The 24919-nt window shown below is 67.2% G+C and carries 30 protein-coding genes; 20 read left to right on the top strand and 10 right to left on the bottom strand.

The genetic code is table 11. The features are described 5' to 3' along the window. Positions 1–35: 35 nt before the first annotated feature. Positions 36–896, top strand: coding sequence for a hypothetical protein (locus tag Q0907_RS18245; RefSeq protein WP_299347363.1), 861 nt, complete (start codon positions 36–38; stop codon positions 894–896). Between the two features lie 115 nt (positions 897–1011). On the opposite strand, the gene Q0907_RS18240 is transcribed toward Q0907_RS18245, so the two are convergent. The 8 genes from Q0907_RS18240 to Q0907_RS18205 form a co-directional block, all read right to left on the bottom strand. Next, on the bottom strand, positions 1012–1611 hold the full coding sequence (locus Q0907_RS18240; RefSeq protein ID WP_299347362.1) for a NapC/NirT family cytochrome c: 600 nt from the start codon (positions 1609–1611) through the stop codon (positions 1012–1014). 3 nt (positions 1612–1614) lie between these two features. Continuing rightward, a complete protein-coding gene (locus Q0907_RS18235; RefSeq protein ID WP_299347360.1) occupies positions 1615–2172 on the bottom strand; it encodes a nitrate reductase cytochrome c-type subunit in 558 nt (185 codons plus the stop codon). 9 nt (positions 2173–2181) lie between these two features. Next, the gene (napA, locus tag Q0907_RS18230; RefSeq protein WP_299347359.1) at positions 2182–4674 is read right to left on the bottom strand and encodes a periplasmic nitrate reductase subunit alpha; all 2493 of its coding nucleotides are present in this window, start codon (positions 4672–4674) and stop codon (positions 2182–2184) included. Next, a complete protein-coding gene (locus tag Q0907_RS18225; protein WP_299347357.1) occupies positions 4658–4981 on the bottom strand; it encodes a chaperone NapD in 324 nt (107 codons plus the stop codon). The genes napA and Q0907_RS18225 overlap by 17 nt, the downstream gene beginning before the upstream one ends. Beyond that, positions 4978–5490, bottom strand: a complete 513-nt coding sequence (gene napF, locus Q0907_RS18220) for a ferredoxin-type protein NapF (RefSeq protein ID WP_299347355.1) — start codon at positions 5488–5490, stop codon at positions 4978–4980. The genes Q0907_RS18225 and napF overlap by 4 nt, the downstream gene beginning before the upstream one ends. A gap of 3 nt (positions 5491–5493) precedes the next feature. Continuing rightward, positions 5494–5664 carry a periplasmic nitrate reductase, NapE protein gene (locus Q0907_RS18215; RefSeq protein ID WP_093488832.1) on the bottom strand — a complete coding sequence of 57 codons (171 nt, stop codon included), beginning with the start codon at positions 5662–5664 and terminating at the stop codon, positions 5494–5496. A 100-nt stretch (positions 5665–5764) separates the two neighbouring features. Next, positions 5765–6325: an NTP transferase domain-containing protein gene (locus Q0907_RS18210; RefSeq protein WP_299347353.1), complete on the bottom strand. Its 561-nt coding sequence runs from the start codon at positions 6323–6325 to the stop codon at positions 5765–5767. Beyond that, positions 6322–7545, bottom strand: coding sequence for a molybdopterin molybdotransferase MoeA (locus Q0907_RS18205; RefSeq protein ID WP_299347352.1), 1224 nt, complete (start codon positions 7543–7545; stop codon positions 6322–6324). Before Q0907_RS18205 ends, Q0907_RS18210 begins: the two co-directional genes overlap by 4 nt. 192 nt (positions 7546–7737) lie before the next feature. Here Q0907_RS18205 and hemN point away from each other — a divergent pair, with 192 nt between their 5' ends. From hemN to Q0907_RS18160, 9 genes are all read left to right on the top strand, one after another. Further along, the gene (gene hemN, locus Q0907_RS18200) at positions 7738–9135 is read left to right on the top strand and encodes an oxygen-independent coproporphyrinogen III oxidase (RefSeq protein WP_299347351.1); all 1398 of its coding nucleotides are present in this window, start codon (positions 7738–7740) and stop codon (positions 9133–9135) included. A gap of 19 nt (positions 9136–9154) precedes the next feature. After that, positions 9155–9910 (top strand): helix-turn-helix domain-containing protein, encoded by a 756-nt coding sequence (locus tag Q0907_RS18195; RefSeq protein WP_093488838.1) that lies wholly within the window; start codon positions 9155–9157, stop codon positions 9908–9910. Between the two features lie 209 nt (positions 9911–10119). Beyond that, on the top strand, positions 10120–12393 hold the full coding sequence (locus Q0907_RS18190; protein WP_299347349.1) for a nitric-oxide reductase large subunit: 2274 nt from the start codon (positions 10120–10122) through the stop codon (positions 12391–12393). Positions 12394–12927: 534 nt separating this feature from the next. After that, on the top strand, positions 12928–13308 hold the full coding sequence (locus Q0907_RS18185; protein ID WP_299347348.1) for a hypothetical protein: 381 nt from the start codon (positions 12928–12930) through the stop codon (positions 13306–13308). A 52-nt stretch (positions 13309–13360) separates the two neighbouring features. Then, positions 13361–13864 carry a DUF3828 domain-containing protein gene (locus tag Q0907_RS18180; RefSeq protein WP_299347346.1) on the top strand — a complete coding sequence of 168 codons (504 nt, stop codon included), beginning with the start codon at positions 13361–13363 and terminating at the stop codon, positions 13862–13864. A gap of 73 nt (positions 13865–13937) precedes the next feature. Further along, positions 13938–14429 carry a hypothetical protein gene (locus Q0907_RS18175; protein ID WP_299347344.1) on the top strand — a complete coding sequence of 164 codons (492 nt, stop codon included), beginning with the start codon at positions 13938–13940 and terminating at the stop codon, positions 14427–14429. A gap of 21 nt (positions 14430–14450) precedes the next feature. Continuing rightward, positions 14451–14879 carry a DUF3592 domain-containing protein gene (locus Q0907_RS18170; RefSeq protein WP_299347343.1) on the top strand — a complete coding sequence of 143 codons (429 nt, stop codon included), beginning with the start codon at positions 14451–14453 and terminating at the stop codon, positions 14877–14879. A 137-nt stretch (positions 14880–15016) separates the two neighbouring features. Then, entirely contained in the window at positions 15017–15259 is a 243-nt protein-coding gene (locus tag Q0907_RS18165; protein WP_299347342.1) for a hypothetical protein, read from the top strand. 9 nt (positions 15260–15268) lie between these two features. After that, entirely contained in the window at positions 15269–15550 is a 282-nt protein-coding gene (locus Q0907_RS18160) for a hypothetical protein (protein WP_299347341.1), read from the top strand. A 55-nt stretch (positions 15551–15605) separates the two neighbouring features. Here Q0907_RS18160 and Q0907_RS18155 read toward each other — a convergent pair whose 3' ends face one another. Next, a complete protein-coding gene (locus Q0907_RS18155; RefSeq protein WP_299347339.1) occupies positions 15606–15851 on the bottom strand; it encodes a hypothetical protein in 246 nt (81 codons plus the stop codon). Between the two features lie 164 nt (positions 15852–16015). Here Q0907_RS18155 and Q0907_RS18150 point away from each other — a divergent pair, with 164 nt between their 5' ends. From Q0907_RS18150 to Q0907_RS18130, 5 genes are read left to right on the top strand one after another with little or no spacing between them, the layout of a single operon-like run. Continuing rightward, positions 16016–17272, top strand: coding sequence for an NnrS family protein (locus Q0907_RS18150; protein WP_299347337.1), 1257 nt, complete (start codon positions 16016–16018; stop codon positions 17270–17272). Beyond that, the gene (locus Q0907_RS18145) at positions 17269–17679 is read left to right on the top strand and encodes a SirB2 family protein (protein WP_343229828.1); all 411 of its coding nucleotides are present in this window, start codon (positions 17269–17271) and stop codon (positions 17677–17679) included. The genes Q0907_RS18150 and Q0907_RS18145 overlap by 4 nt, the downstream gene beginning before the upstream one ends. Positions 17680–17684: 5 nt before the next feature. Further along, positions 17685–17834 (top strand): hypothetical protein, encoded by a 150-nt coding sequence (locus Q0907_RS18140; RefSeq protein WP_299347336.1) that lies wholly within the window; start codon positions 17685–17687, stop codon positions 17832–17834. Beyond that, positions 17819–18085: a DUF2249 domain-containing protein gene (locus Q0907_RS18135; protein WP_299347335.1), complete on the top strand. Its 267-nt coding sequence runs from the start codon at positions 17819–17821 to the stop codon at positions 18083–18085. The genes Q0907_RS18140 and Q0907_RS18135 overlap by 16 nt, the downstream gene beginning before the upstream one ends. Beyond that, positions 18082–19317 (top strand): hypothetical protein, encoded by a 1236-nt coding sequence (locus Q0907_RS18130; protein WP_299347334.1) that lies wholly within the window; start codon positions 18082–18084, stop codon positions 19315–19317. Before Q0907_RS18135 ends, Q0907_RS18130 begins: the two co-directional genes overlap by 4 nt. 24 nt (positions 19318–19341) lie before the next feature. Here the strand turns inward: Q0907_RS18130 and Q0907_RS18125 are convergent, their stop codons facing one another. Then, complete coding sequence (locus Q0907_RS18125) at positions 19342–21306, bottom strand: TonB-dependent copper receptor (protein WP_343229829.1); 1965 nt, start codon at positions 21304–21306, stop codon at positions 19342–19344. A 312-nt stretch (positions 21307–21618) separates the two neighbouring features. Between Q0907_RS18125 and nirK the strand changes: the two genes are divergently transcribed. From nirK to Q0907_RS18100, 5 genes are read left to right on the top strand one after another with little or no spacing between them, the layout of a single operon-like run. Continuing rightward, positions 21619–22677 (top strand): copper-containing nitrite reductase, encoded by a 1059-nt coding sequence (gene nirK, locus Q0907_RS18120; RefSeq protein WP_299347332.1) that lies wholly within the window; start codon positions 21619–21621, stop codon positions 22675–22677. A gap of 7 nt (positions 22678–22684) precedes the next feature. Continuing rightward, on the top strand, positions 22685–23464 hold the full coding sequence (locus Q0907_RS18115) for a formylglycine-generating enzyme family protein (protein ID WP_299347331.1): 780 nt from the start codon (positions 22685–22687) through the stop codon (positions 23462–23464). After that, entirely contained in the window at positions 23461–24027 is a 567-nt protein-coding gene (locus Q0907_RS18110; protein ID WP_299347330.1) for an SCO family protein, read from the top strand. The genes Q0907_RS18115 and Q0907_RS18110 overlap by 4 nt, the downstream gene beginning before the upstream one ends. A 55-nt stretch (positions 24028–24082) precedes the next feature. Then, on the top strand, positions 24083–24538 hold the full coding sequence (gene azu / locus Q0907_RS18105; protein ID WP_299347328.1) for an azurin: 456 nt from the start codon (positions 24083–24085) through the stop codon (positions 24536–24538). 50 nt (positions 24539–24588) lie between these two features. After that, positions 24589–24828, top strand: coding sequence for a hypothetical protein (locus Q0907_RS18100; RefSeq protein ID WP_299347326.1), 240 nt, complete (start codon positions 24589–24591; stop codon positions 24826–24828). Positions 24829–24919: the final 91 nt, after the last annotated feature.

Genomic DNA, 24919 nt, shown 5'->3' with positions numbered 1-24919 from the left:
CATGTCCGGAACAGCATCACTCACAGGGGAAGCGTATGAAGATCGGCGCGGCGTTGATGTTCGCCTTACTCGGCACACAGGCAGGACTGGCATGGGCGAATGACAAGGATGCCGCTGCCCTGGCGCACTATCCTTCCGCAGAGCAGGTCCAGTCCGACCTTCTGGCGACCGCAGGGGACGCGGAACCCGACGAAATCGCCGGCCGCCAGGCCGGGCGGCTGATGATGCTGCACAGTGCCCTGGCGCATACCTCAAGCAGCAGCGGCAATGTGTCCCAGGCATCGCGTCCTGCTCGCGAGCTGCTCGACGCGTACAGCCAGGCGTATCGTGCCCTCGACGAAAAGATGCAGGCCGATCCCGACTGGCGCAAGAAGTGCGGCTATGTGGACAACCTGTTCGATACCTGCCGCCGCCAGCGCTTTGCCAGGGAGAAGAACTACTTCAAGGCGAGTCCGCAGGCGGCGCAGGAGACGGCCCAGCTGTATTTTCCGCCGGGGTATCAGGATCGATTCGTGGACCTGACCGGCGTGGGCGGCAGCCGTCAGCGGTTCGCCGACTATCAGAGTGAACGCCGCGAAGCCGGACGTGCCGAGCGCGGACGCGAATTCCGGAAGAAGCTGCCCCTGATTCTCGGCGGGCTCTCGCTGATTCCGCTGGGCATCGGCATCGCCCTGTTCGCCTTGGCCCGCAGACTGGGCACCTCTCTTGCACGCTACGAATTCCACAACACCTCTGCGGGGGGCGTTGTCGAGTTTGCGAGCTTCGGAGCATCGCAAGCGCACGAAAGGAAACGTCTGTTTCGGCGCATTCTCGGCAATGTCGGCTACCTGATGCTGGCTATCGGCGCGCTGGGATTTGGTTTGGCGGTTGGCGTGCAAATTGCTAACTCGCAATGAGCAATCAATGCCGTTGGCAGCATAGTAAGAAGCCTTGCTGAGCTAGGGACTGATAGACCAGACCTTGTCCGCTATCGGCCAGAAGCGGACATGGAACGACCGAGCGTGGGGCCGCCTATCCCTGCGGCACGCCCGTCATGTTCGGCAGGTGGTGGGCCACGCCCTTGTGGCAATCGATGCAGGTCTTCTTGCCGGTGCCCAACCACAGCTTGTGCACCTGCGCCGCGCGCGATCCCTGGCGGGTGAGGTCCATCGAGTCGTAGTCGTGGCAGTTGCGGCACTCCAGCGAATCGTTGGCCTTCAGCCTGTTCCATTCGTGCGTGGCCAGGATCAGGCGCTCGTCGAGGAACTTCTCGCGCGTGTCGATGGTGCCGAAAATCTTGCCCCAGACCTCCTTGGATGCCTGCATCTTGCGCGCGATCTTGTCCGTCCAGTTGTGCGGCACGTGGCAGTCGGGGCAGGTCGCGCGCACGCCGGAACGGTTGCTGTAGTGGATCGTGGTCTTCAGTTCCTCGAAAACGTTGTCGCGCATCTCATGGCAGCTGGTGCAGAAGGCTTCCGTATTGGTCGCCTCCAGCGCCGTGTTGAAGCCGCCCCAGAAGATCACGCCCGCCAGGAAGCCGGCCACCGTCAGGAAGCCCAGGCTGTAGTGGCGGCTGGGCAGGCGCAACGTGCGCCACAGGCCCAGCACCCGCGCTTTCGTCCGTGACCACATGGGCTACTCCTTCGCCGCCGGCGGCGACGACAGCACGCTGTCGATGTCGCGGAACTGGTTGGCGACCAGCACCGGCGCATCGGTCTGCACGACATGGCACTGGTTGCAGAAGTAGCGGCGCGGTGAAATCGTGGCCAGGAACTGGTCGTCGCGATCCATGTAGTGGGTAACGCTGACCGGTGGCGCCTGGAACGTGGCCGCGTTCGCACGCGCGTGACACAGCATGCAGCGGTTGCTGTTCTTGTCGATCTGGTAGCCGTCGATGGCGTGCGGGATCGTCGGAGGTTGCATCGGGTAGGCGCGCGCGCGCCTGAGGTCCGCGTTCTCCACGTGCGCCATCGGTGGCGGATGGCCCTCCTGATCGATCGGCACACCACGTCGGATCGCATCAATCTGCCCACCGCCGGGAACGAACACCGCGCGCGCATCCACCGGTGCGGATTCAACCTCCGCCACGACATCGGCGTGCTTCGGCCGGCCGAACATCCAGCCGGCCACGAACAACAGCACCATCAGCAGCCCCGTCAGCGCCACTGCGATCCACAGTTGCTTGTTCTGCATGGCGAGCCTCTAGGCAGCGACGACCTTGACCGCGCACTTCTTGTAATCGGTCTGCTTGGAAATCGGATCGGTGGCGTCCAGCGTCACCTTGTTGATCAGCTGCCCGGCATCGAACCACGGCACGAACACGACACCGCGTGGCATCCGGTTGCGTCCTCGCGTTTCCACCCGCGAGCGCATCTCGCCCCGGCGCGAGGCCACGATGATCTCGTCGCCGCGCTTGAGTCCGCGCTCTTTCGCGTCATCCGGATTCATGAACACCACGGCCGCCGGGAACGCCTTGTACAACTCGGGCACGCGCATCGTCATCGAACCCGAGTGCCAGTGCTCCAGCACCCGGCCGGTGACCAGCCACAGGTTGAACTCGTCGTCGGGTGATTCGGCGGCCGGCTCGTACGGCAGCGCCCAGATCACCGCCTTGCCGTCCTTGTTGCCGTAGAACTCGAAACCGCTCCCCGCCTTGACGTAAGGATCGGCGCCTTCCCGGTAGCGCCAGCGGGTCTCCTTGCCCTTGACCACCGGCCAGCGTAGGCCGCGCGCCCTGTGGTAATCGTCGAACGGCGCCAGATCGTGGCCGTGGCCGCGACCGAAGGCCGCGTACTCCTCGAACAGGCCCTTCTGCACATAGAAGCCGAACAGCGCCGATTCGTCGTTGGCGTAGCCGCGCTCGATCTGATCGCTGGGGAACCGGTCCACGTTGCCGTTGCGGTACAGCACGTCAAACAGCGTCTTGCCCTTGTACTGCGGGTTCGCCGCCAACAGTTCGGCCGGCCAGCACTCGTCGGTGGTGAAGCGCTTGGAGAACTCCATCAGCTGCCACAGGTCCGAGCGCGCTTCCCCCGGCGCCTTCACCAACTGGTGCCAGAATTGGGTGCGCCGCTCGGCGTTGCCGTAGGCGCCTTCTTTCTCCACCCACATCGCCGCCGGCAGGATCAGGTCGGCGGCCTGGGCGGTCACCGTGGGGTAGGCATCGGAGACGACGATGAAATTGTCCGGGTTGCGGTAGCCCGGCCAGGTCTCTTCGCGCAGGTTCGCCGCCGCCTGCATGTTGTTGTTGACCATCACCCAGTACGCGTTGAGCTTGCCGTCCTTCAACGCGCGGTTCTGTTCGACCGCGTGGTAACCCACCTTCGGATTGATGGTGCCCGGCGGGAGTTTCCAGATCTCCTCGGCGTGCTTCCGGTGTTCGGGATTGGTCACTACCATGTCGGCCGGCAAGCGATGGCTGAAAGTGCCCACCTCGCGCGCCGTGCCGCACGCCGAAGGCTGCCCGGTCAACGAGAACGGGCTGTTGCCCGGCGTGGCAATCTTCCCGGTCAGCAGGTGGATGTTGTAGACCATGTTGTTCGCCCACACGCCGCGCGTGTGCTGGTTGAAGCCCATGGTCCAGAACGACATCACCTTGGTCTTCGGATCGGCGTACAGTTCGGCCAGCTGCTCCAGCCACCCGCGTTCCGCGCCCGTCATTTCGACGGCTTTCTCCAGCGTGTACGGCGCCACGAAGCGTGCGAAATCCTCATAGCTGATCGGCTGGCCGCCGTTGGGGTCCTTCGCGTTCTTCGCCTTCACTTCCAGCGGGTGCTCCGGTCGCAGGCCGTAGCCGATGTCGTCGTTGCCGCGCTTGAAGGTGGTGTGCTTGCCGACGAAGTCCTGGTCGACCTTGCCGGTGCGGATGATGTGGTTGGCGATGTAGTTGAGGATGACCAGGTCGGTCTGCGGCTTGAAGATGATCGGGATGTCGGCCAATTCGAAGCTGCGGTGCTCGAAGGTGGACATCACCACCACCTTCACGTGCGGGTGCGACAACCGCCGGTCGGTCACCCGCGTCCACAGGATCGGGTGCATCTCGGCCATGTTCGAACCCCACAGCACGAACGCGTCCGCCGCCTCGATGTCGTCGTAGCAGCCCATCGGCTCGTCCATGCCGAAGGTGCGCATGAAGCCCGCCACCGCCGACGCCATGCAGTGGCGCGCGTTCGGGTCGATGTGGTTGCTGCGGAAGCCGGCTTTCATCAGCTTGTTGGCCGCATAGCCTTCGAAGATCGTCCACTGCCCCGAGCCGAACATGCCGATCGCGTCGCCGCCCTTCTCCTTGAGGACGCGCTTGAACTGCGCCGCCATCACGTCGAAGGCTTCATCCCACTCCACCGTGGTGAACTCGCCGTCCTTCGCGTACACGCCGTTCTTCTTCCGCAGCAGCGGCTGGGTCAGGCGATCGGCGCCGTACAGGATCTTCGAAAGGAAGTAGCCCTTCACGCAGTTGATGCCGCGGTTGACCTCGGCGTGCACATCGCCATGCGTGGCCACCACGCGCCCGTCCTTGACCGCGACGTTCACGCCGCAGCCGGTACCGCAGTAGCGGCAGGGCGCCTTGTCCCACTTCAGCGTGGTCAGGTCGCCTTCGGTGACGACGTTGCTGCCGGTGCCGGTCAGCGGCAGGCCGGCCGCCGCGGCGGCCGTGGCCAGCGCGCTGTGGCGGATGAAGTCACGACGTGTGCTCATGGGCCTCTCCGGTCGTGGACAGGATGGAAAGTGAAGGCAACGGCTCGTCGAGCGCGTGCGCCGGCTCGGCGTGGTGGTAGACCAGCAGCACGTTGAGTACGCCGGGCACCGCCTGCAGCTGGTCGACGCGCTCCATCACCGCATGGCGGTCGGCGGACTCGCAGATCACCACGCTGCGCGTTCCACCGGCGAGCGCCAGGTCGAGGTCGGCGTGTTCGCGGATCATCGCGGCCAATCCGTCGCCGGCGGTGTCGCGGTGCTGGATGACGAAGCTGGCGATATGGATGTCGGGTGCGTGTGCGTTCAAGCGACGGCCTCCATGGCGGGTGCGTGGTGCAGGGAGATGGCGTCCACCGGACACGGTGCGACGCAGGCGCCGCAGCCGGTGCATGCCTCCTGCTCGACGCTCGCCGCGCCCCGCGCGCCGGGCGGTACGTGGATCGCGGATGCGGGGCAGACGTCGCGGCAACTGGCGCAAACCACGCCCCGCGCCGACAGGCAGGTGCCGGCGACCTGCGCAACGAGCGTCCATGGCGGATCGCGCGCAGGCTCGAACGCGCCGCTGTCGCACGCCGCCACGCAGTCGCCGCAGAAGGTGCATTCGCCTGCGTGCGACTCGAAGCATGGCAGGCCGTCGGCACCCCGGAGCAGTACCTGTTCGGGACACGCACGCACGCAGGCATCGCAGTGCGTGCAGGCGGCAAGGAACTCAGGCTCGGGTTTCGCCCAGGGCGGCCGGAGTACGGCAAGCGACGGCGCGTTCGGCACAGGGCCGAACAAGAGGGCACGACGGGAAGGGGAGCGGATATCGCCCATCGCTCACGGCCCGGTCGGCGGCCCAGAGAACAGCAGCTGCCACATCCATACCAGGAAGCCGTAGCCGGCGACGATCAACACGGCCGCCAGCGGAAAGATGACCGCCGTCAGCAACAGGAACGCGGTGCGCTCCTGTTTTTTGCTCGCAACGGCTGTTCCTTCGCTCTGCTCCATGATGCCTACCTTGCGGTTGGGTACTGAGTGCGACGATGCTGCGGCCGCAGGCTATCACATCCCCATGACCGCCCCGGCGCCTGCTGTCGGCAAAGGAAACTCAGGGCGCCGGATGCGGGAGCGCGCTCCAGTCTTCCGGGGTATTGCAGTTGCGCAGCGCCTGCGCCCAGGGGGCCGCCGGCAATACCTGCGTTTCCACGCAGTGCTGCAGCGCGCGCAACGAACGCTCGCGGCCGGACCGCTGGCCGATGTCTTCCATCACGGCACGCAGGCGGTCGTCCATCCGCAGCCGCATCGGCAAGGCATGCCCTTCCACGCAGGCGCAAGCGGCCCCGGCGGCGAGCAAGGCGTGCAGCAGGTCCGCGGACAGCAGCGGCATGTCCACGGGCACCACGATCCATGCGCCGTCGTGCAGGCGCGGGGCGAGTTGCGCCAGCGCGCCCATCGGCCCGGTTTCGGGCGTCGCGTCGGGCACGCCGCCGATGTCCGGGTGATTGCCGCTGACGAGCACTTCGTCGGCACCTGCGGTGAGCAACAACGCGCGCATGTGCGTCAGCAACGTGCCGTCGCCCCAGGGCAGCAAGGCCTTGTCCTTGCCCATGCGCGAGGAGCGCCCGCCCGCGAGCAGCACCGCGCGCCAGAGCGGCGATGCGTGGCTCACGCCGGCATCCACGCGGGGGGCCGCAGATGGCTCAGCCCATGCACCTGCACCGACGTGCCTGCGACCACGTCGCCGACATCGGCCGGCAACGTGATCCATGCGCTTGCCTGCGAGAACGGCAGCAGGCGGAACGAGGCCTGCGCCGGTGCCACGTGCACGCGCAGTCGACCGTCACCGTCGCACTGCAGCGTGCCGTGCAACGCGGCGTGCAACCCGGTACGCGAGCGGCAGTCGTCGGCGAGGGGCAACCAGCGGCTCGTTTCCGGCGGCAAGCCCAGCCAGGCGCGCAGCAGCGGCTCGACCAGGAAGCGGAAGCCCACCGCCGTCGACAGCGGATTGCCCGGCAGGCCGACGAACAGCGGCCCTTCGCGCAGGCGCGCGGCGAGCACGGGCTTGCCCGGTCGGATCGCCACGCCGTGGAACAGGATCCCGGCACCCCGCGCGCCGAGTGCGGCGGGCACGAAGTCGTAGCAGCCCTTCGACACCGCGCCCGTGCTGAGCACCAGGTCGACGCCCTCGGCAAGCGCGCCATCGAGCGCGGCCTGGAACGCGGCCACGTCATCGCCCACGCGCACGATGCGCTGCACCTCGGCGCCGGCGCCGGCGATGGCGAGCGAGAGATAGGGTGAGGTCGCATCATGGATGCCGCCCGGTGGCAGCCGTTCGCCCGCCGCGACGATCTCGCGGCCCGTCGCCAGCACCGCCACGCGTGGACGCCGCGCCACCGGGATCCGGTCGATGCCCAAGCCGGCGATCAGCATCAGTGAGGCAGCATCGAGCACGTGTCCGGCCGGCAACACGGCCTGCCCCGGCATCACATCTTCGCCGCGGCGACGGATGTTCGCGCCAGCCGCCACGTCGCCCAGCACGCGTATCCGCGATGCGCCCGAGGCCGACGCAGGCAACGCCTCGATCCGTTCCACGGGAACGACCGTATCGGCGCGCGCCGGCAACGGGGCGCCGGTCATGATCTCCCACGCCAACGCGTCATCCTGCGGCGCAGGCTCGCCGGCGCCGATGCGCGCGCCGATCTCCCATGCCCGTGCATCCGGCACCGGCATGCCGCCGGTCGCGAGCGCCACGCCGTCCACTGCAGCATTGTCGAAGGGCGGCAGTGCGAGGTTGCTGACGATCGCCACAGCCAGCACCCGGCCGAGCGCGTCGCCCGGCGCAAGCGTCTGCGTGCCGCGCAAGGTCGCGCCGTCCGTCAGTCGTGCCACCGCGTCGTGGTACCCGATCAACCTGCCTCCTCGTCCCTGGCCTCACGGCGGGCACCAGCCTAGTGCGGCCCTGTGCGCTTGCCAATCATGGCGAGCGGATGCGCCTTCACGCCGCTGAAGGCTGCGACGGCGCGCCGCAGGCGGTTGACCCATGTCAAGGACAACCCCGCCACGCGGGCCTAGCCTGCACGCATGGCCAGCCTGTCCTCCCTCTTCGACCCCGAGCTGCTGCGGCGTTACGACACGCCGGGGCCGCGTTACACCTCCTACCCCACCGCCCCGCAGTTCTCGCCCGGCTTCGACGAAGGCGACCTGCGCGGCATGGCGGCGATCAGCAATGGCGACCCCATCCCGCGCCCGCTGTCGCTCTACCTGCACATCCCGTTCTGCACCAGCCCGTGCTTCTACTGCGGTTGCAACCGGATCATCACCCGCGACACCGCGCGCGGCGCCGCCTACCTGACCCGCCTGTATCGCGAAGTGGCGATGGTGTCTTCGCTGTTCGACCGCGACCGCGACGTGGAGCAGGTGCACTTCGGCGGTGGCACGCCCAACTTCCTGACGCCCTCGCAGATCGCCGAGGCGATGGATGTGTTGCGCCGGCATTTCTCGTTCGCCGCACCGTCGCGGCTGGACTGCTCGATCGAGCTCGATCCGCGCTTCATCTCCCCGCGCGACGTGGGTGAGCTCGCCGCGGCCGGCTTCAACCGCGCCAGCCTTGGCGTGCAGGATTTCGATCCCGAGGTGCAGCGCGCGGTCAATCGCATCCAGAGCGTCGAACAGACGCTGGCGATCATCGACGCCTGCCGCACGCACGGCCTGCAGTCGGTCAACGTGGACCTGATCTATGGGTTGCCGAAGCAGAGCCTGGCTGGCTTCTCGCGCACGCTCGACATCACCCTGCAGGCGCGGCCGGACCGCCTAGCGATCTACAGCTACGCGCACCTGCCCGCGATGTTCCGCCCACAGCAGCGCATCAACGCCGACGAGCTGCCGTCGCCCGAGGTGAAACTCGGCCTGCTGCAATGCGCGATCGACAAGCTCGGCGAGGCCGGCTACGTCTACATCGGCATGGACCATTTCGCCCTGCCCGGCGACAGCCTGGCCGAAGCGCAGCGGCGCGGCGGCCTGCACCGCAACTTCATGGGTTACACCACGCACGCCGAGAGCGACCTGGTCGGCCTGGGCGTCAGCGCCATCAGCCACATCGGCCCGAGTTTCAGCCAGAACCCGCGCGATCTCGGCAGTTGGGAACAGGCCATCGACCAGGGCCACCTGCCCGTCTGGCGCGGCATGCGGCTGGAAGAAGACGACGTGATCCGCGCCGATGTCATCCAGCAGCTGATGTGCCACGGCACGCTGGACTACCGCGACCTCGGCCGTCGGCACGTGATCGACTTCACGACGTATTTCGCCGATGCACTGAAACGCCTGCGTCCGTTGCAGGACGACGGCCTGGTGGAGCTGCGCGGCGACGGCCTGCGTGCGACCTCGCGCGGGCGCATGCTGTTGCGTATCATCGCCATGTGCTTCGACCGCTACCTGCCCACCACTGCAGCCTCGACGCCTCGCTTCTCGCGCACGGTCTGACCTTCCCGGGAGTGTCCGCATGACCTCGCCGCTGGTCTTCCCGCGCACCGACGCGAGCATCGTCGCCGACGACGGCGATTCGCTGACCTTCTGCTCCACCTGCGCGTTCTCGCAGGCCTGCCTGTCCGAAGGCATGGACAAGCGCGCCCTGATGGACCTGCACGTGCTGGTCGAACACGTCGGCCCGCTGCGTGCCGGCGAACACGTGTTCCGCGAAGGCGACCCCTTCGGCGCGATCGCTGCGGTACGCGCCGGCACGGTGAAGACCTACCAGATCGACCGCAATGGGCACGAGCAGGTGCTCGGCTTCCACCTGCCGGGCGAAGTAATCGGCCTCAACGCCATCCACGGCGACCGCTACCCGTGCAACGCGATCGCGCTGGACACGGTGATGCTGTGCCGCTTTTCGTTCCCGAAGATCGCGATGCTGGCCGCGCGCCTGCCCAACCTGCAGGCGCACCTGTTCAAGCTGATGAGCCGCGATATCGGCGTGGCCTCGCTGTTCGCGCGCGACAACACCGCCGACGAGCGCATGGCTGCGTTCCTGATCGGCCTTTCGCGCCGGTTGGCCGCACGCGGCTTTTCGCCGCGCCGGTTCCAGCTGACGATGGCGCGCACCGACATCGCCAACTACCTGCGCCAGGCACCCGAGACGGTCAGCCGCGTGCTGCGCCGCTTCGAACAGGACGGCCTGCTGCACATCAAGCAGCGCGACGTCGAGATCCTCGACCTGCCCCGCCTGGAAGCCCTCGCGCTGGCCGTGCTGCGGGATTGAGGTCATGCCCTCTCTGTAGGAGCGACGTAAGTCGCGACCGGAGACCTTCCGGCCTTCGTAATGCGGATCGGTAGCCGGGCCGGGCGGTCGCGACTTACGTCGCTCCTACAGAAAGCACCTATTGCGATTCCATCCCGGCTTGACCTGCGTCATGGAGCCCCCGGGCCGGCGCGCCGATGATGCGGCCGTTTCCCGAGGAGAGCCGCATCATGAATTCGACACGCAAGTTGTGGGTGGGGTTGGCGGCCCTGCTCATTGCGTCGTTCGCCGTCCTGCTTTGGGTCGGCAGCGAAGTGCATCGCCAGGCGCCGCCGGTACCCGAACGGGTCGTGGCGGAGGACGGCCGGGTGATCTTCACCCGCCAGGACATCGAGACCGGCCGCCAGGTCTGGCAGTCCATCGGTGGCCAGCAGCTGGGCTCCATCTGGGGCCATGGGGGCTACGTGGCGCCCGACTGGGGCGCGGACTGGCTGCACCGCGAAGCCGAGGCCGTCCTGGACGGATGGGCCAAGCGGGAAGCCGGCGTGGAGGGCTACAAGCAGCTCGACGCGCCCATCCAGGCCGCCTACGCCACGCGCGTGCAGGCGCTGATGCGGCCCAACACCTACGACGCCGCGAGCGGCACGATCACCCTGTCGAACGATCGCGCGGACGCGATCGGCGTGGTCGGGGCGCATTACCAAAGCCTGTTCTCCGCCGATCCGGCCACCGGCGACCTGCGCGAGGCCTATGCCATGCGCAACGATACCGTGCCCAACGCCGAACACCGTCGCCAGCTGACCGCGTTCTACTGGTGGGCGGCGTGGTCGTCGGTGACCGAGCGTCCGGGTGCGGAGATCAGCTACACGGCCAACTGGCCGGCGGACGAGCTGGTCGGCAACACGCCGCCACCGAGTGCGTTCCTGTGGACGGTCTTCAGCGTGTTGTTCCTGATCGCCGGCGTCGGCCTGCTGGGCTGGCACTACGCGGTCAACCACGGCGACGAAATGGCCCCCGTGCTGCCCAAGAGCGACCCGTTGGCGAAGATCAAGGTCACGCCATCGATGCGCGCCACCGCGAAGTATTTCTGGGTGGTCATCGCGCTGTTCGTGGTGCAGATCCTGCTGGGCGCGATCACCGCGCACTACCAGGTCGAAGGCCAGGAGGCCTACGGCTTCGCGCTGGCCGACATCCTGCCCTACTCGCTGACGCGCACCTGGCACACGCAGCTCGCGGTGCTGTGGATCGCCACCGCTTGGCTGGGCATGGGCCTGTACATCGGCCCGGCGATCTCCGGACATGAGCCGAAGTTCCAGCGCCTCGGCGTCAATTTCCTCTGGACCTGCCTGATCATCATCGTGGTCGGTGCGTTCACCGGCCAGTGGTTCGCGGTGATGCAGAAGCTCGGCCTGGAGCACAACTTCTGGTTCGGCCACCAGGGCTGGGAATATGTCGACCTGGGCCGCTTCTGGCAGTGGTTCCTCTTCATCGGCCTGACCCTGTGGCTGGTGCTGGTGGGCCGAGCGCTGTGGCCGGCCATCCGCAACGGCGGCGAATCACGCAGCATCGTCAGCCTGCTGTTCCTGTCCACGGTGGCGATCGGCCTGTTCTACGCGGCCGGCCTGATGTGGGGCGAGCACACGCACCTGTCGATGGTCGAGTACTGGCGCTGGTGGGTGGTGCACCTGTGGGTGGAAGGCTTCTTCGAGGTGTTCGCGGTGGCGGTGATCGCCTTCCTGTTCACCCGCCTGGGCCTGCTGCAGACCAAGACCGCGACCATCGCGGTGCTATTCGCCACCATCGTGTTCATGGCCGGTGGCGTGCTGGGCACGCTGCACCACTTGTACTTCACCGGCACGCCGACGGCGGTGATCGCGTTGGGCGCGAGCTTCTCCGCGCTGGAAGTGGTGCCGCTGGCCTACGTGGGCTTCGAGGCGTACCACAGCTGGAAGATGGGCAAGGCCACGCCGTGGATGCAGCGCTACCGCTGGCCGATCCAGTTCTTCATCGCGGTGTCGTTCTGGAACCTGGTGGGCGCGGGCCTGTTCGGCTTCCTGATCAACCCGCCGCTGCCGCTGTACTACATGCAGGGCCTGAACCTGACGCCGAACCATGGCCACACCGCGCTGTTCGGCGTGTACGGCATGCTTGGCATCGGCCTGATGCTGTTCTGCCTGCGCGGGCTGAAGCCGGACGTGGTGTGGAACGAGAAGCTGCTGAAGACCGCGTTCTGGTCGCTCAACATCGGCCTGGCCGGCATGTCGCTGCTGACCCTGCTGCCGCTGGGCATCCTGCAGCTCAACGCGGCGCTGGAGCACGGTTACTGGTTCGCGCGCTCGGCCGAGTTCATGCAGCAGCCGCTCGTGGACATGCTGGTGTGGATGCGCGTGCCGGCCGACACGCTCTTCAGCGTGGGCGCGCTGGCGCTGGTGTGGTTCGTGGCCAGCCTGTGGCTGGCCCCGCGCCGCGAGCCACTGCCGGTCGCACACCCCAGCGAAGCCTGACCCTGGAACCGGCCTCTCCGGGTGGGGAGGCCGGGCCACCTGCTGCAGGTTGCAGCCCGAGAGCCGCGCAAGCGGCTCTCTTTTGTTTGCGCATCGGCGGCGCCCGCTCGACGACGAGGCTCGGCGCCTTGCAGACGGGGCTCGGAATGTCATGCGCAAGGCACCGCCATGCCATCGATGGCTCTCTGAGCCCGATCTTTCTCACATTGAGCCCGGCAGATCACACGCCGAGTGCCATCGATGGGATTCGGAAAGCCAGCACCTCACCTTCCGAGCCCGATCCGCGAAGCTCCACGCCTTGCACATCGAGCTCCGCGTGCCATCGATGGCACGCGGCGAGCCATCGATCGCCCTCCAGAGCCCGACACCTCACACGCTGAGCCCCATCGTTGGCACTCCACGCCTTGCACATGGCGCTCGGAGCGCGATCGATGGGGCTTGGAGCCCCATGTCCTCACATTTACCCGGACGGGTGGGGTGTCTCACCTTTAACATCGGGTGGGGCGGCAGGGGTGCCGGGGGAGTGCTGGTCGGGTGTCCAGGGAACTCGTCATCTCGACGGCGGTAGCACTGCTGACGCTGCTGGCCGGCGTCCTGCTGTCGGGCGGCGGACACGGCTGGGTCGCCGGTAGCGCGGGCGCCTTCGCGCTCGCACCGATCTCCTTTTTCGCCTGCCGCAATGCAATGGGTACCGTCGCTTCGACACGGGTGGGTGGGACCGTCCTGCTATGCGGTCTGGTTGCGTGCGCCTTGGTGGCCGCTTATACGTTCATCGAGGGGACGCAGTATTTCTTCCAGTTCTTCCGCATCAATGGGGTGGTGGGCGCGGTCATCGCTGCCCTCACCGTCCTGGGCTGGCTGGCTCCGTCGCTGTGGGGGCTTGCCCGTGCACGCTCGCCCACGCCGGACCGTTGAGTCCTTCACCGCCAAACGCATGCCGCGTCCGATCCGAACGGAAGAACGACACATGAAGAAGCTCATTCTGCTGCTTGCACTGGCGTCATCCGCCCAAGGCGCAGATGCCGCGAACCCGCAAGACGTCGTCAAGGACTTCTATACGCGGGAGATCCATGGGCCGTTCGCCGCGGACGGGCGCATGCTCGGGAACGTCCGGCACCTGCTGTCGAAAGAGCTGGATGCGCTGCTGACCGCGACCGATCGCTATCAGGATGCATGCACCCAGCTTGTACCGCCCGACGTGAAGCCGTGGATCATCGATGCCGACCCTTGGTACTACTACTCATCGGACGGCGCCAAGTCGATCGAAGGCACCTCGCTGGTCTCGCGAGGAACATCCGCTGCGCTTGTCTCGGCACAGCTGGCCTACGACCCCAGCCTGCGTTGGACGGATACGGTCGTCCTGGTGAAGGTGGGCGAATCCTGGCGTATCGCGAACATCCGATTCGAACAGGGCGGCAGCCTGATCCACACCTTGCGTAGTTACATCCGCGTCTCGTGCACATCGGAGTGATGCATATGGAAGCGTGGGCGATCAGTCGAGGTGCGGCGTACGTGCCGGCACGTGTTCCCCGGAAACGCCGGTGATGTCTAAGTTCTTAGCCCTGATCTCCGCGCTGCTGCTCATGTCGCCGGGCCTGGTGCTGGCGCACGAGGATCGCATCCTGCACATCGGATCGGATGGGTCACTGACGGATATTCCCGATCGCTACGGCCCTGTCAGAGTCCTGGTTCAACGATCCAGCAACGATCCGCGCAAGACCCAGCAGGTCGTTCTTTCATCTCCCCATTTCCGGGTGTCTCTCAACCCATGCCTGATCGACAAGCTTCAGGACATCACCCACATCGAGGCGCAAGGCTCCTGGTATCACGAAGAAACCGTCATGCCGCCTTACGTGTCCATCACTTTCTATGTGGGCCGTTACGAGGCTCGCGCGACGAACAATCCGTCCTACACCATCGTCTACTCGCTCGTGGATGGTCGGATACTCATGGGGCAGCGAGCGTGGGATCCGCTCATCGGTGCTCCACGCGGCAAGGTGATCAATCCCGCGAACAAATGTGCGCACTGGCAGTGACGCGGTACTGGGAAATCAACAATGACGATGTTTGATCTGTTGCTGGCGGCTGGCGGCGTGACCGGCATGTGGGCGGCGCTGGACTTCCTGCGCATGCGAGCGGCGAGGACGTGGCCCTCCGCGCCCGCGCGAGTCGTGGAAGTGCCGCCGCAATCGTCGTTCGAGGAGTTCAGCCGGGGCCAATGGGTCGTCAATCGCGACTCCGACCATGTCCTGGTCTGGACGGTGGAGGGAACGGAGTACCGCAAGCGTGTCGAGGACCGCGCGGCCGTCCAGTTCGCCGGCTTCAAGCTGTGGCGCAGTCCGCCCACGTTCGAAGACATCCTCATCCGTTACGACCCCCGTAACCCCGGCAAGGGCTTCACGCCGGAAGAACTCGGGGCGTGGCGGTGGTTCCTGGCGGCGTCCGCCCTCTTCTTCCTGGTCGCTGCGTGCGTCCGCGTCTTCTGACGAGTCCAGCCGCCGGCTGAGCGTACATTGGCCTGGGCTGGACACTTGTCCCATCATTCATCCGCCTTCAGGGCCTAGGGAGGGACCATGTCCGACGTCAACCCATGCTCGACCTTCGTCGCGGAGTTGGGGCGCGCGTGAGCATCTACGCCCAGGTCGCCTTGTGCATCGTCGGCATGTCCCTGTACTTCAATGCGGGGAAGATCGAGGCGCGCAATGGCGCGCGTGACCACACCGTCCTGTGGGCCGCACTTTCGTTGGTGGTGTCGCTCGTGGTCTTCTGGACGGGCGCCGGTTGGATCGTCTGGGTGCTCGCCCAGGTCGCGTTGCTTGCGGGCATCACCCTGGTTCGCGTCGCCCTCGACGGTCGCGGCGACTAGGGCGCCACCATGACGACGAATGCACTGAAGGAAAAGGAACTGGACAGGCTGGCTTGGCGCTGCGTCCGCGCTTCGATGGTGGGCGTGGCGGCGTTGTTGGTGTATTTCAACGCGAAGCATGGCTGGATCACCGCGCCGGCGTATCGCCGCGTCAAAGGTGTGTGGCTCGAGTCGTTGATGCCTGCGCTGAAGCCCTATCTGCCCCACTTGGTCCTGGCGCTGGGCGTCGGCGCCTTGGTCGTGGCTGCCTACTGCGGCCTTCGCTATCTCTGGATCAGCAGGAAGCGCTGAGGGCTTACGAGGCGATGTGGGCGTCGCCTCGCCTCTCCCTCCGATCATCTCCCGATCAGTGCGAACACCCACCGCAGCATTGCCCGGCATTGTGTCCGCGCGGTTCGCTTTCCCCGGCTTCGGCATGTTCACCGGCTTCCTTGAGGATGGCGATCACGCGCTCGGTGGGCAGCGTGGTCATCACCATCAGGCGGCCGGTGCCGGACTCGAGGCTGACTTCGGCTTCCGGATCCCAGGCGCGCAGGGCCTCGGTCATGGCCTGCTGGCGCTGCTCGGTGGGGGATGGAGTGTGGTCGGACATCGGGCTTCCTGTGGCGGACGTGGCGCGCATGCGCGGGTGGCAGGACTGTAGGGGCTGGCGGCGCGGGCGGCCTTGACCCGGATCAAGGCCGCGCGGGCCACCGGATCGCGTCCGGCCTGACCCACGTCAAGGCGGTCGGCAGCCAGGGCGGGCACGCTGGCCGCATGAAGATCGACGTCGTTCCCCCGCCCCGTTCCCGCGCCGCGCCGCCGTTGCCCGGGCTGTCTCCCGCCTGGCTTGCGCACGCGCCGCACCGGCTGATGTTCTTCGTCGGCGCCGGCAACGTGCTGCTGGCGATGCTGTGGTGGACGCTGTGGTTGGTGGCCACGCGCTGGGGCCTCTGGACGATGCCGGAGACACCGATCTACGCCGGCTGGCTGCATGCCTTCCTGATGCAGTACCTGGTACTGCCGAGTTTCATCTTCGGCTTCCTGCTGACCGTGTTTCCGCGCTGGATGGGCATGGCCGACCTGAAGCGCTGGCATTACGTGCCGGTCGGGCTTGGCCTGATGGGCGGGCAGCTGGCGATCCTGCTGGGCGTCGCCGGGTGGCAGGCGGGCCTTACCGTCGGCCTGTGGATGGCGCTCGCCGGCTGGAGCGCCGCGCTGCTGACACTGGGCCGGCTGCTGGCCGACGACACGGCGAAGACCTGGCATGCGCGCTCCTGCTTCGCTGGCCTGCTGCTGGGCTGGCTGGGGCTGGTGATGTTCATCGCCTTCGCGCTGGGCGCCTCGCCCACCTGGGCGTTCGCGAGCATCAAGCTCGGCGGCTTCGGCCTGCTGCTGCCGGTGTACGTGACGGTGGCGCACCGCATGTTTCCGTTCTTCGCCAACAACGTGGTGCCGGGCTACGTGCCGTGGCGATCGTTGCCCTGGCTGGGCGCAGTGTGGGCGCTGCTGATGCTGCACCTCGGCCTGGAACTGGTGCATGCGTATGCGTGGCTGTGGCTGGCCGACGTGCCGCTGCTGGTGCTGACGGCATGGGCGGTGTATCGCTGGTGGCCGCGCGGCCGCATGCCGGGCCTGCTGGCGGTGCTGTTCATCGGCACCGCGTGGCTGCCGATCACCTTCCTGCTGTACGTGGTGCAGAGCGTGACCTTCTTGGCGACGGACGAGTTCGTGCTGGGGCGCGCGCCGATGCATGCGATGTTCATCGGCTTCTTCGGCAGCCTGCTGGTGGCGATGGTCACGCGGGTGACGCAGGGCCACTCCGGAAGGCCGCTGGTGATGCCGAAGGTGGCGTGGTTCGCCTTCGTCGCGATCCAGGTCGTCGCCGTGATGCGCATCGTCGCCGACCTCGCGCCGGATGCGATGGCGTGGCAGGCGGCCGCCGCAGTGGGTTGGCTGCTGGCGCTGGCGCCATGGGTGGGCCGCATCGGCGGGATCTACCTGAGTCCGCGCGCGGACGGGCGGCCGGGATGAGCGCGATGATGGTGTTCTACCCCGACATCAAGCTGGTCCACGTGGCCGCGGCGATGACCAGCGGCACGCTGTTCGCGCTGCGTGCGCTCGGCCTGCTCGCCAACATGCGCTGGCCGCGCGCGGCGCTCGTGCGCTACACCAGTTACACCGTCGACACCGTACTGCTGACCGGCGCGATGATGCTGCTGACGATCCTGCCGGCGGGGATGTTCGCCAACGGCTGGCTGTTCGCGAAGATCGTGCTCGTCTTTGCGTACGTCGGATTGGGGATCGCCGCCTTCCGACCCTCGCATGGCCGTGCCACGCGCGCCATGCTGGTGGTGGCAGCGCTGCTGTGTTTCCTGCAAGTCTACGGCATCGCGCGGGCGCACGATCCGTGGGGCTGGCTGCTGTGGCTGGCGGGATGATCGCCATGGACGCCTCCTTCGATGCCTCGATGCTGACCGACGCATTCGCGAGCTGCGCCTGCTGCGTGCGCGAATCACTGGATGCCGCAGGCGTGTCGCTCGACTGCAGATCGCTACCGCTCGACGAGGCAACGGACGCATGGCACTCGAGCTGACGCTGCTGCGTCTGGACCTGCGCCAACTACCGGCGCCGGAGCCGATGGAACGCATCCTCGACTGCCTCGGCACGCTGCAGCGTGGCGAGCGGCTGGTGGCGCTGACGCCACGCCCGCCACTGCCCCTGCTGCCCATCCTCGATGACGGTGGATTCGTCTATCACGTGTATGCCGCCGCATCGGGGAGCGCCTGCATCGCGATCTGCCATGCCGAGGACCGGGACGCGCTGCACCCACCACGCGCGGCATGAGCGGCCTGGCGTTCGCGCAGGCGCCGTCCCCGGCGCTGCCGATGCGCTTGCTGCATTGGGCGTTGGCATGGGGTCTTGCCACCGGCCTGTGGCTGGCCTGGCAGGGCGAACCCGTGCTGCTGTCGCGCTGGACGCCCGCAACGCTGGTGGTGGTTCACATGCTGGTACTGGGAATGCTGGGCAACGCGATGCTGGGCAGCCTGGTGCAGTTCCTGCCGGTCGCCGCCGGCAGTCGCTGGCCGTGTGTCCGTTGCGTGCCCTGGCTGCAGGGCGCTTTCAATGCAGGCATCGTGCTGTTGCTCGCCACGCTGGGTGGACAGGCCCGCGTCTTCGCGCTGCCGGCAGCGATCCTGCTGGGCAGCTCGCTGGCACTGTTCGCGGCGCTCGCACTGGTGGCGGTGATGCATGGAAACGGCGAGCGCTTGGTGCGCGATGGGATCGGCCTGGCCCTGCTGGCGCTGCTTGCCACGGCGGCACTCGGACTTCTGCTGCTGGGTGCGCGCACCGGATGGCTGGCGCCCGCACCTGCCGGGCGCGTGGACCTGCATGCCGCGATCGGAGGTATCGGCTGGATGCTCGGACTGCTTGCCGCGGTAGGCAGCGTCACGCTGCCGATGCTGCAGGGCACGCGCGCCGTACCGGTGGTCGCATCGCGTCTGTGGCAGACGGCCTTGCTGGCGACGCTCGGCCTGGTGGCCGCCGCGCAAGGTGGCGTGTTGCCTCAAGGTGTGTGGCTTGTCGCCACGGCGCCCTTCGTCGCGTTCGCCATCGCCGTCTTCGTCCTGCATGCGACCGCGCGGCATCGACGCAATCCGGTGCTGCGCCGCTTCTGGCAGGCGGGATGCGCCAGCCTGCTCGCCGCCTGCGGGGTCGCGCTGTGGCCGGACAGGCCGTGGATGCTGGTCGGCGCGCTGATGCTCACCGGATTGCCGCTGCTGGTGGTGGGCATGGCCCTGGAGATCACCGGCTTCCTCACCTGGATCGCGCTGCGCCAGCGCGTGCCGCGCGGGATCCGCGTGCCCGGCGTGGGCAGCCTGTTCGACGAAGCGGGCAAGCAGCGCGCGTTCGTCCTGCATGCCATCTCGGGCGTGCTGCTGGTGACGGCGACGTTGGCACCGGTGCTGGCCCGCGTCGCCGGCGTCGCGATGGCACTGGCCTACGCGGTGAGCCTGCACGCGCAATGGCGCTGCTGGCGGCAGGCCGATGGCTGGCAGGCCAGCGGTCCCGGCTGATCCGCCGGGACCGTCGCTCACCGGTCAGTAGCGCAGGTTGAGTTTCATCCAGGCCGTTCGGCCCGGCTCGCCGATGCGTACCGGATCGGCCGGATAGCCGAAGGCACTGTTGCCGCCGAGATTGAGGTGTTCGCTGTAGGCGCGGTCGAACAGGTTGTCGATGCCCGCGGTCACCTGCACGCGGTCGTTGAAGCGGTAGCCGCCGTTGAGCGAGAACACTGCGAAGCCGGCGCTCGGGCCCAGATCGCGGCCGACGATGTTGCCCTGGCTGGTGCTGACCCGCTGCTGGTCGGCGACGACGCGCCACAGCGCGCCCCACGTCCATGCGCCCTGCTCGCGGGCGACCGAAAGGCGCGCTTCCAGCGGCGGCATCTGCGGCAGTGCCGTGCCGGTGTCGCTCACCTCGCCCCAGGCGTAGGACAGCGCGCCGGACAGCTTCCAGCCGTCGGCCGGCCGCCAGTCGATGCCGGCTTCGCCGCCCCGGATATCCGCATCCATGTTGTGCGCGCGTGTCGTGCTGCCCATCATGCCGGCGGCGTAATCGAACAGGATGAAGTCCTGCACGCGCCCCGCGTAAAGCGATGCCCAGGCATCGACCTTCGCACCCTTGTACTGCACACCGACATCGAGTTGCGTGGTGCGCTCGGGCTGCACGCCGGCGAACGCGTTGGGCGCACCTGCCGGGCCGCGCGTGGGCGAGAACAGCTCCCAGTAGTCGGGCATCCGCTGCGTGTGGCCGAGGCCGGCATACGCACCCCAGCGACCGCCCATGTCGTATTCGTAACGCACGAAGGCGCTGGGCAACGTCTCCTCGCGCGTCATGCCGGCGGTGGGGTTCGGCATCGGCATCATGCCGCCAGTGCGGACACGCAGGTCCTCCACGTCCGCACGATCGAAACGCACACCGCTCATCAGGTGATGCGTGTCGGTGATGTGCCAGTGCGACTCGGCGAACACGCCCCAGGTCTGGAACTTCGCATCCACCGTCCACGGCAGCGCGCGGTAAGCGCCACGGCCGGAGGCGCTGCGCTGGCTGTGCCGGCTCGCACGCAGGTCGATACCCGTGGTGATTTCCCAGCGATCCGCCTGCCAGGTGGTCGCCACGCGCCCGCCGCGCGTGCGGTGGGCCACGTTGCTGGCCATCGGCATGGGCATGCTGCCGTTCGGATCGGGATCGCGCAGCGTGTAGTTGTCCATCACGTGGTCCACGTCGTTCTGGTAGACATTGGCGACCACGGCGTCGAGCACGCCGCCGATGCGCTTCTTCTCGAAGCGCAGGCCCAGGCTGTCGCGCCGGAACTGCGCGCCGTCCATGCCGCGGCCGGCATAGCGTGCTTCCGCATCGCCGATGCCGGCACTGAGCTCGAGCACGGTGTCCTGATCCGGTGTCCAGCCGATCGCGGCATCGGCGTTCCACTTCTTCCACGCCGACGGCACCACGTCGCCGTTGCCGTCCTCGTAGTCGTCGGCCTCGGAGCGGTTGGCGGATACGCGGGCATAACCACGCGGCGTGCCGGCGCTGACGTCCAGCACCTGGTCGTTGCGGTTGCCGCTTCCGGCAAGCACGCTGCCGGAGCCCTGCACGCCCGGCTCGGCGAAATACGGGATCTCGCGTTCGAAGCGCACCGTACCGGCGGACGCGCCGCCGCCCCACAGCACCGTCTGCGGCCCCTTGGTGACCACCAGCCGGTCGTAGGTTTCCGGTGCGATGTACGACAATGCATTGTCCATGCGCGACGGGCAGGCGCCGCTCATCGCACCATCGTTGGTCATCAGGTTGATGCGCGAACCGAACATGCCGCGCAGCACCGGATCGCCATTGGTTCCACCGCTGCGCAACGTAGCGAAGCCGGGAATGGTCTTCAGGTAGTCCGCGCCATCGCTGGCCGGCACCGGCTGGCGCGGCAGCTTGGGGTCGGTGATGAAGGTGGTCGCCATTGCGGGAGCGACGCCGACCACGACGATGCCGTCCAGCGTGGTCGTCGTCATCGCTTCTGCATGCATGGCGGCGTGCGCGTCGTCCGCGTGCGCCAGCGGCATGTTCGCGAGTGCACCCAGCAGGGCGACAGTCAACAGATGACGGTTCATGACGCATCTCCTCGTGTGATGCGGCCATTCTCGCGACGCACCCCGGAGCGAAGATGCGACGCGTTGTCGCAGGCGTGGCGACGCTTGACTTTGGTCAAGCCCGCGCACGAATCCCTGCGTTCGCCCCCGTCGGATTGATCGAAATCAACGTCGTGCTTCGGTCGCGTTTCCACCATGGCTGCACACCCACCGAGAGCCACCGAAGGAATCGCCATGAAACGTCTGCATCACTCCCTGCTCGCCTGCGCCCTTGCGGCGCTGTTCGCCGGCCCCGTCTTCGCAGGCGGAGAGGGCGGCAAGATCACGCCCGCCGGCGAAACCGTCCATGCCGTCCTGACGGCCCCGCCGATGGTGCCGCCGCCGATCACGCGCAAGACGCCCGCCCATGTCGTCGTCGATCTCGAGATGATCGAGAAGGACATGCGCATGGCCGACGGCGTGACCTACAACTTCTGGACGTTCGGCGGCACCGTGCCGGGCAGCTTCATCCGTGTGCGCGAAGGCGACACGGTGGAGTTCAAGCTGAAGAACCGCCACGACTCGCACATGTCGCACAACATCGACCTGCACGCCGTCACCGGCCAGGGCGGCGGCGCCGAAGCCACCTTCACCCTGCCGGGCAAGGAAACGCAGTTCTCGTTCAAGGCGCTCAACCCGGGCCTGTACATCTACCACTGCGCGATGGCGCCGGTCGGCATGCACATCGCCAACGGCATGTACGGCCTGATCCTGGTGGAACCGGAAGAAGGCCTGGCGCCGGTGGACAAAGAGTTCTACGTGGTGCAAGGCGACTTCTACACCGAAGGCGAGTACGGCGAACCCGGCCAGCAGCCCTTCAGCCTGGAAAAGGCCATCGACGAGCATCCGACCTACGTGGTGTTCAACGGTTCGGTCGATGCCCTGCAGGGCGACAACGCGCTGACGGCGAAGGCCGGCGAGACGATCCGCATGTTCGTCGGCAACGGTGGCCCCAACCTGGTGTCCAGCTTCCACGTGATCGGCGAGATCTTCGACAAGGTCTACACCGAAGGCGGAAGCAAGTACCAGGAGAACGTGCAGACCACGCTGATACCGGCCGGCGGTTCGGCCATGGTCGAATTCAAGGCGGACGTGCCGGGCAACTTCGTGCTGGTGGACCACAGCATCTTCCGCACGTTCCACAAGGGCTCGCTGGGCATCCTGAAGGTGGACGGCGCGAAGAACCCCGACATCTACACGGGCCAGCAGCACGACATCGACTACCCGGAAGCCAAGCCGGCCGGCGGGAAGTGAGGAACGGATGACACGGACGCTGCCCCCGACGGTCGCTCTCCTGTTCGCCCTGGCGTCGGCACCTGCCGTCGCCGGGGACGCAGGAAACCCGTACCGGCCCGTCGAGGGCGGCGACTTCCGTTCGTCCGTGCGTTACGAAGAGGCCACGCGCGTCGTGCGGTTAGCCTCGTTCTCGCTGATGGCACGGCCGGTCAGCAACCGCGATTTCGCCGAATTCCTCCAGCACCAGCCGCAGTGGCGGCGCGACCGCATCCCGGCGGTGTTCGCCAGTCCGGGTTATCTCGGCCATTGGGCCGGAGCCGACGCGCCCGGCGACGGCGTCGATGCCGACGCGCCCGTCGTGCACGTGAACTGGTATGCGGCCGATGCCTATTGCCGTGCGCAGCAGGCCCGCCTGCCCCGCTTTGTCGAATGGGAGTACGCCGCAGCAGCGGACGCCACGCGCCGCGATGCACGCGGCGATGCGGCGTGGCGGATGCGCCAGGTCAACGACGGCACGCCGCGCGCGATCGACGCCGCGCCGGATGCGCCGGCCAATGCCTACGGCCTGCACGGCCTGCATGGCGCGCATTGGGAGTGGAGCGAGGACTACGCGTCGCTGCTCGGCGATGGCGACCGCCGCGGCCAGCAGGACGGCGAAGCGCTGCGCTACTGCGGCGCCACCGCCATGAGCTTCAACGATCCCGGCGACTACGGCGTGGTCAAGCGCTTCGTCCTGCTGTCGGCCCTGCAGCCCGGTGCAACGCTGGGCAACATCGGTTTCCGCTGTGCAAGGAGCACGCCATGAAATGCATTCCCTTCCTCCTGATCGCTCTATTGGCTGTCACGGGCGCAGCGCGCGCGCAGGCGCTACCGGGCGACTCCGTCTATCACCTGTCGGCCTCGACGCAGGACGCCAGCGGCCAGCTCGTCGCCTGGTCGTCGCTGCGCGGCCAGCCGCGCGTGGTGTCGATGTTCTACACGCACTGCCACCTGATGTGCCCGCTGATCATCGAGAACTCCAAGAGCGTGCAGAAGCAGCTGGCGCCGGCCGAGCGCAGGCGGTTGGGCATGGTCATGGTCAGCCTGGATCCCGTCCGCGACACGCCGGCGGCGATGCAGGACGTGGCGGAGCGCCATCGCGTGCCCGATGGCTGGCAGTTCCTCACCCCCGCCGACAACGACGTGCGCGCGATCGCCAGCGTGCTGGACGTGCGCTACCGCGTCCGCGAGGACGGCAGCATCAACCACACCAGCGTGCTGGTGCTGCTGGATGCCGATGGCCGGATCCGGGCGCGCAGCGAGGTGACCGGCGCCGCCGCCGATCCGCAGTTCCTGATCCAGATCAAGGCGCTGCTCGCCGGGCCGTGATGACATGGCACCCACACCCCTCCCGCTTATGCCCCATTCCCCAAGGAGTTCCACCATGAAGCTCTCCCGTACCTTCGCCACCATCGCCCTGCTTATCGCCGCCGGCATCGCGCAGGCCGCCGGCAACTGCACCATCAGCCTCAAGGGCGACGATGCGATGAAGTTCGACCTGAAGGAGGCCACCGTCTCCGCCAGCTGCCCCATCATCACCCTCGAGCTGACCCACAGCGGCAAGCTGCCGGTCGCCGCGATGGGCCACAACGTGGTGGTGTCCAAGACCGCCGACCTGGCCGGCGTGGCACGCGACGGCATGAAGGCTGGTGCCGCCGGCGCCTATGTGCAGGCCAATGACGCCCGCGTCATCGCGCATACCTCGCTGATTGGCGGCGGCCAGAAAACGAAGATCACATTCCCCGGCAAGAAGCTCACCGCCGGCGGCGACTACAGCTTCTTCTGCAGTTTCCCCGGCCACTCCACCCTGATGAAGGGCAAGCTGGTCGTCACCAAGTAAGTCCACCCGATGCGTCGCCTGCCCGGGCAACGCATTCCAGGAGCCCTGCGATGGAATATGTCATCCGCTCAGGCAGCATTCCCGTCGACCTTGGCCTGCTGGCGCACCAACTTCTGGATCTCGATCCGGCCATACTTTTCGACCGCGACGTGCTAACTGGAAACCTGCGCTGCGCCACCAGTGCGCTGGCGGCGGAACTGCTCTTGGCCTTCTCCCGGTCCGGCTATCACCTTGGACCGGAAGACATTGTTCTCGTTCCTTCTGTCTGCTGTGGTGGTTGCAGCGGTTGATGTCCGCTTTGGGTCGCGGATTCATATGATCGACGCAACACACGGATAGCTGCATAGGCAGCGGGAGTGTTGCAGATGAAGCGTAGGAAGA

It is taken from the genome of uncultured Pseudoxanthomonas sp., from assembly GCF_947498795.1.
Classification (GTDB): Bacteria; Pseudomonadota; Gammaproteobacteria; order Xanthomonadales; family Xanthomonadaceae; genus Pseudoxanthomonas_A.
This window is presented reverse-complemented; position numbering and strand designations above follow the sequence as displayed.

Excerpts from the sequence above, each read along its gene's own strand:
- Q0907_RS18245 (WP_299347363.1), top strand. The coding sequence starts at position 36 with ATGAAGATCGGCGCGGCGTTGATGTTCGCCTTACTCGGCACACAGGCA.
- Q0907_RS18240 (WP_299347362.1), bottom strand. The coding sequence starts at position 1,611 with ATGTGGTCACGGACGAAAGCGCGGGTGCTGGGCCTGTGGCGCACGTTG.
- Q0907_RS18235 (WP_299347360.1), bottom strand. The coding sequence starts at position 2,172 with ATGCAGAACAAGCAACTGTGGATCGCAGTGGCGCTGACGGGGCTGCTG.
- napA (WP_299347359.1), bottom strand. The coding sequence starts at position 4,674 with ATGAGCACACGTCGTGACTTCATCCGCCACAGCGCGCTGGCCACGGCC.
- napF (WP_299347355.1), bottom strand. The coding sequence starts at position 5,490 with ATGGGCGATATCCGCTCCCCTTCCCGTCGTGCCCTCTTGTTCGGCCCT.
- Q0907_RS18215 (WP_093488832.1), bottom strand. The coding sequence starts at position 5,664 with ATGGAGCAGAGCGAAGGAACAGCCGTTGCGAGCAAAAAACAGGAGCGC.
- hemN (WP_299347351.1), top strand. The coding sequence starts at position 7,738 with ATGGCCAGCCTGTCCTCCCTCTTCGACCCCGAGCTGCTGCGGCGTTAC.
- Q0907_RS18195 (WP_093488838.1), top strand. The coding sequence starts at position 9,155 with ATGACCTCGCCGCTGGTCTTCCCGCGCACCGACGCGAGCATCGTCGCC.
- Q0907_RS18190 (WP_299347349.1), top strand. The coding sequence starts at position 10,120 with ATGAATTCGACACGCAAGTTGTGGGTGGGGTTGGCGGCCCTGCTCATT.
- Q0907_RS18180 (WP_299347346.1), top strand. The coding sequence starts at position 13,361 with ATGAAGAAGCTCATTCTGCTGCTTGCACTGGCGTCATCCGCCCAAGGC.
- Q0907_RS18175 (WP_299347344.1), top strand. The coding sequence starts at position 13,938 with ATGTCTAAGTTCTTAGCCCTGATCTCCGCGCTGCTGCTCATGTCGCCG.
- Q0907_RS18170 (WP_299347343.1), top strand. The coding sequence starts at position 14,451 with ATGACGATGTTTGATCTGTTGCTGGCGGCTGGCGGCGTGACCGGCATG.
- Q0907_RS18160 (WP_299347341.1), top strand. The coding sequence starts at position 15,269 with ATGACGACGAATGCACTGAAGGAAAAGGAACTGGACAGGCTGGCTTGG.
- Q0907_RS18155 (WP_299347339.1), bottom strand. The coding sequence starts at position 15,851 with ATGTCCGACCACACTCCATCCCCCACCGAGCAGCGCCAGCAGGCCATG.
- Q0907_RS18150 (WP_299347337.1), top strand. The coding sequence starts at position 16,016 with ATGAAGATCGACGTCGTTCCCCCGCCCCGTTCCCGCGCCGCGCCGCCG.
- Q0907_RS18145 (WP_343229828.1), top strand. The coding sequence starts at position 17,269 with ATGAGCGCGATGATGGTGTTCTACCCCGACATCAAGCTGGTCCACGTG.
- Q0907_RS18140 (WP_299347336.1), top strand. The coding sequence starts at position 17,685 with ATGGACGCCTCCTTCGATGCCTCGATGCTGACCGACGCATTCGCGAGC.
- Q0907_RS18135 (WP_299347335.1), top strand. The coding sequence starts at position 17,819 with ATGGCACTCGAGCTGACGCTGCTGCGTCTGGACCTGCGCCAACTACCG.
- Q0907_RS18130 (WP_299347334.1), top strand. The coding sequence starts at position 18,082 with ATGAGCGGCCTGGCGTTCGCGCAGGCGCCGTCCCCGGCGCTGCCGATG.
- Q0907_RS18125 (WP_343229829.1), bottom strand. The coding sequence starts at position 21,306 with ATGACGACGACCACGCTGGACGGCATCGTCGTGGTCGGCGTCGCTCCC.
- nirK (WP_299347332.1), top strand. The coding sequence starts at position 21,619 with ATGAAACGTCTGCATCACTCCCTGCTCGCCTGCGCCCTTGCGGCGCTG.
- Q0907_RS18115 (WP_299347331.1), top strand. The coding sequence starts at position 22,685 with ATGACACGGACGCTGCCCCCGACGGTCGCTCTCCTGTTCGCCCTGGCG.
- Q0907_RS18110 (WP_299347330.1), top strand. The coding sequence starts at position 23,461 with ATGAAATGCATTCCCTTCCTCCTGATCGCTCTATTGGCTGTCACGGGC.
- azu (WP_299347328.1), top strand. The coding sequence starts at position 24,083 with ATGAAGCTCTCCCGTACCTTCGCCACCATCGCCCTGCTTATCGCCGCC.
- Q0907_RS18100 (WP_299347326.1), top strand. The coding sequence starts at position 24,589 with ATGGAATATGTCATCCGCTCAGGCAGCATTCCCGTCGACCTTGGCCTG.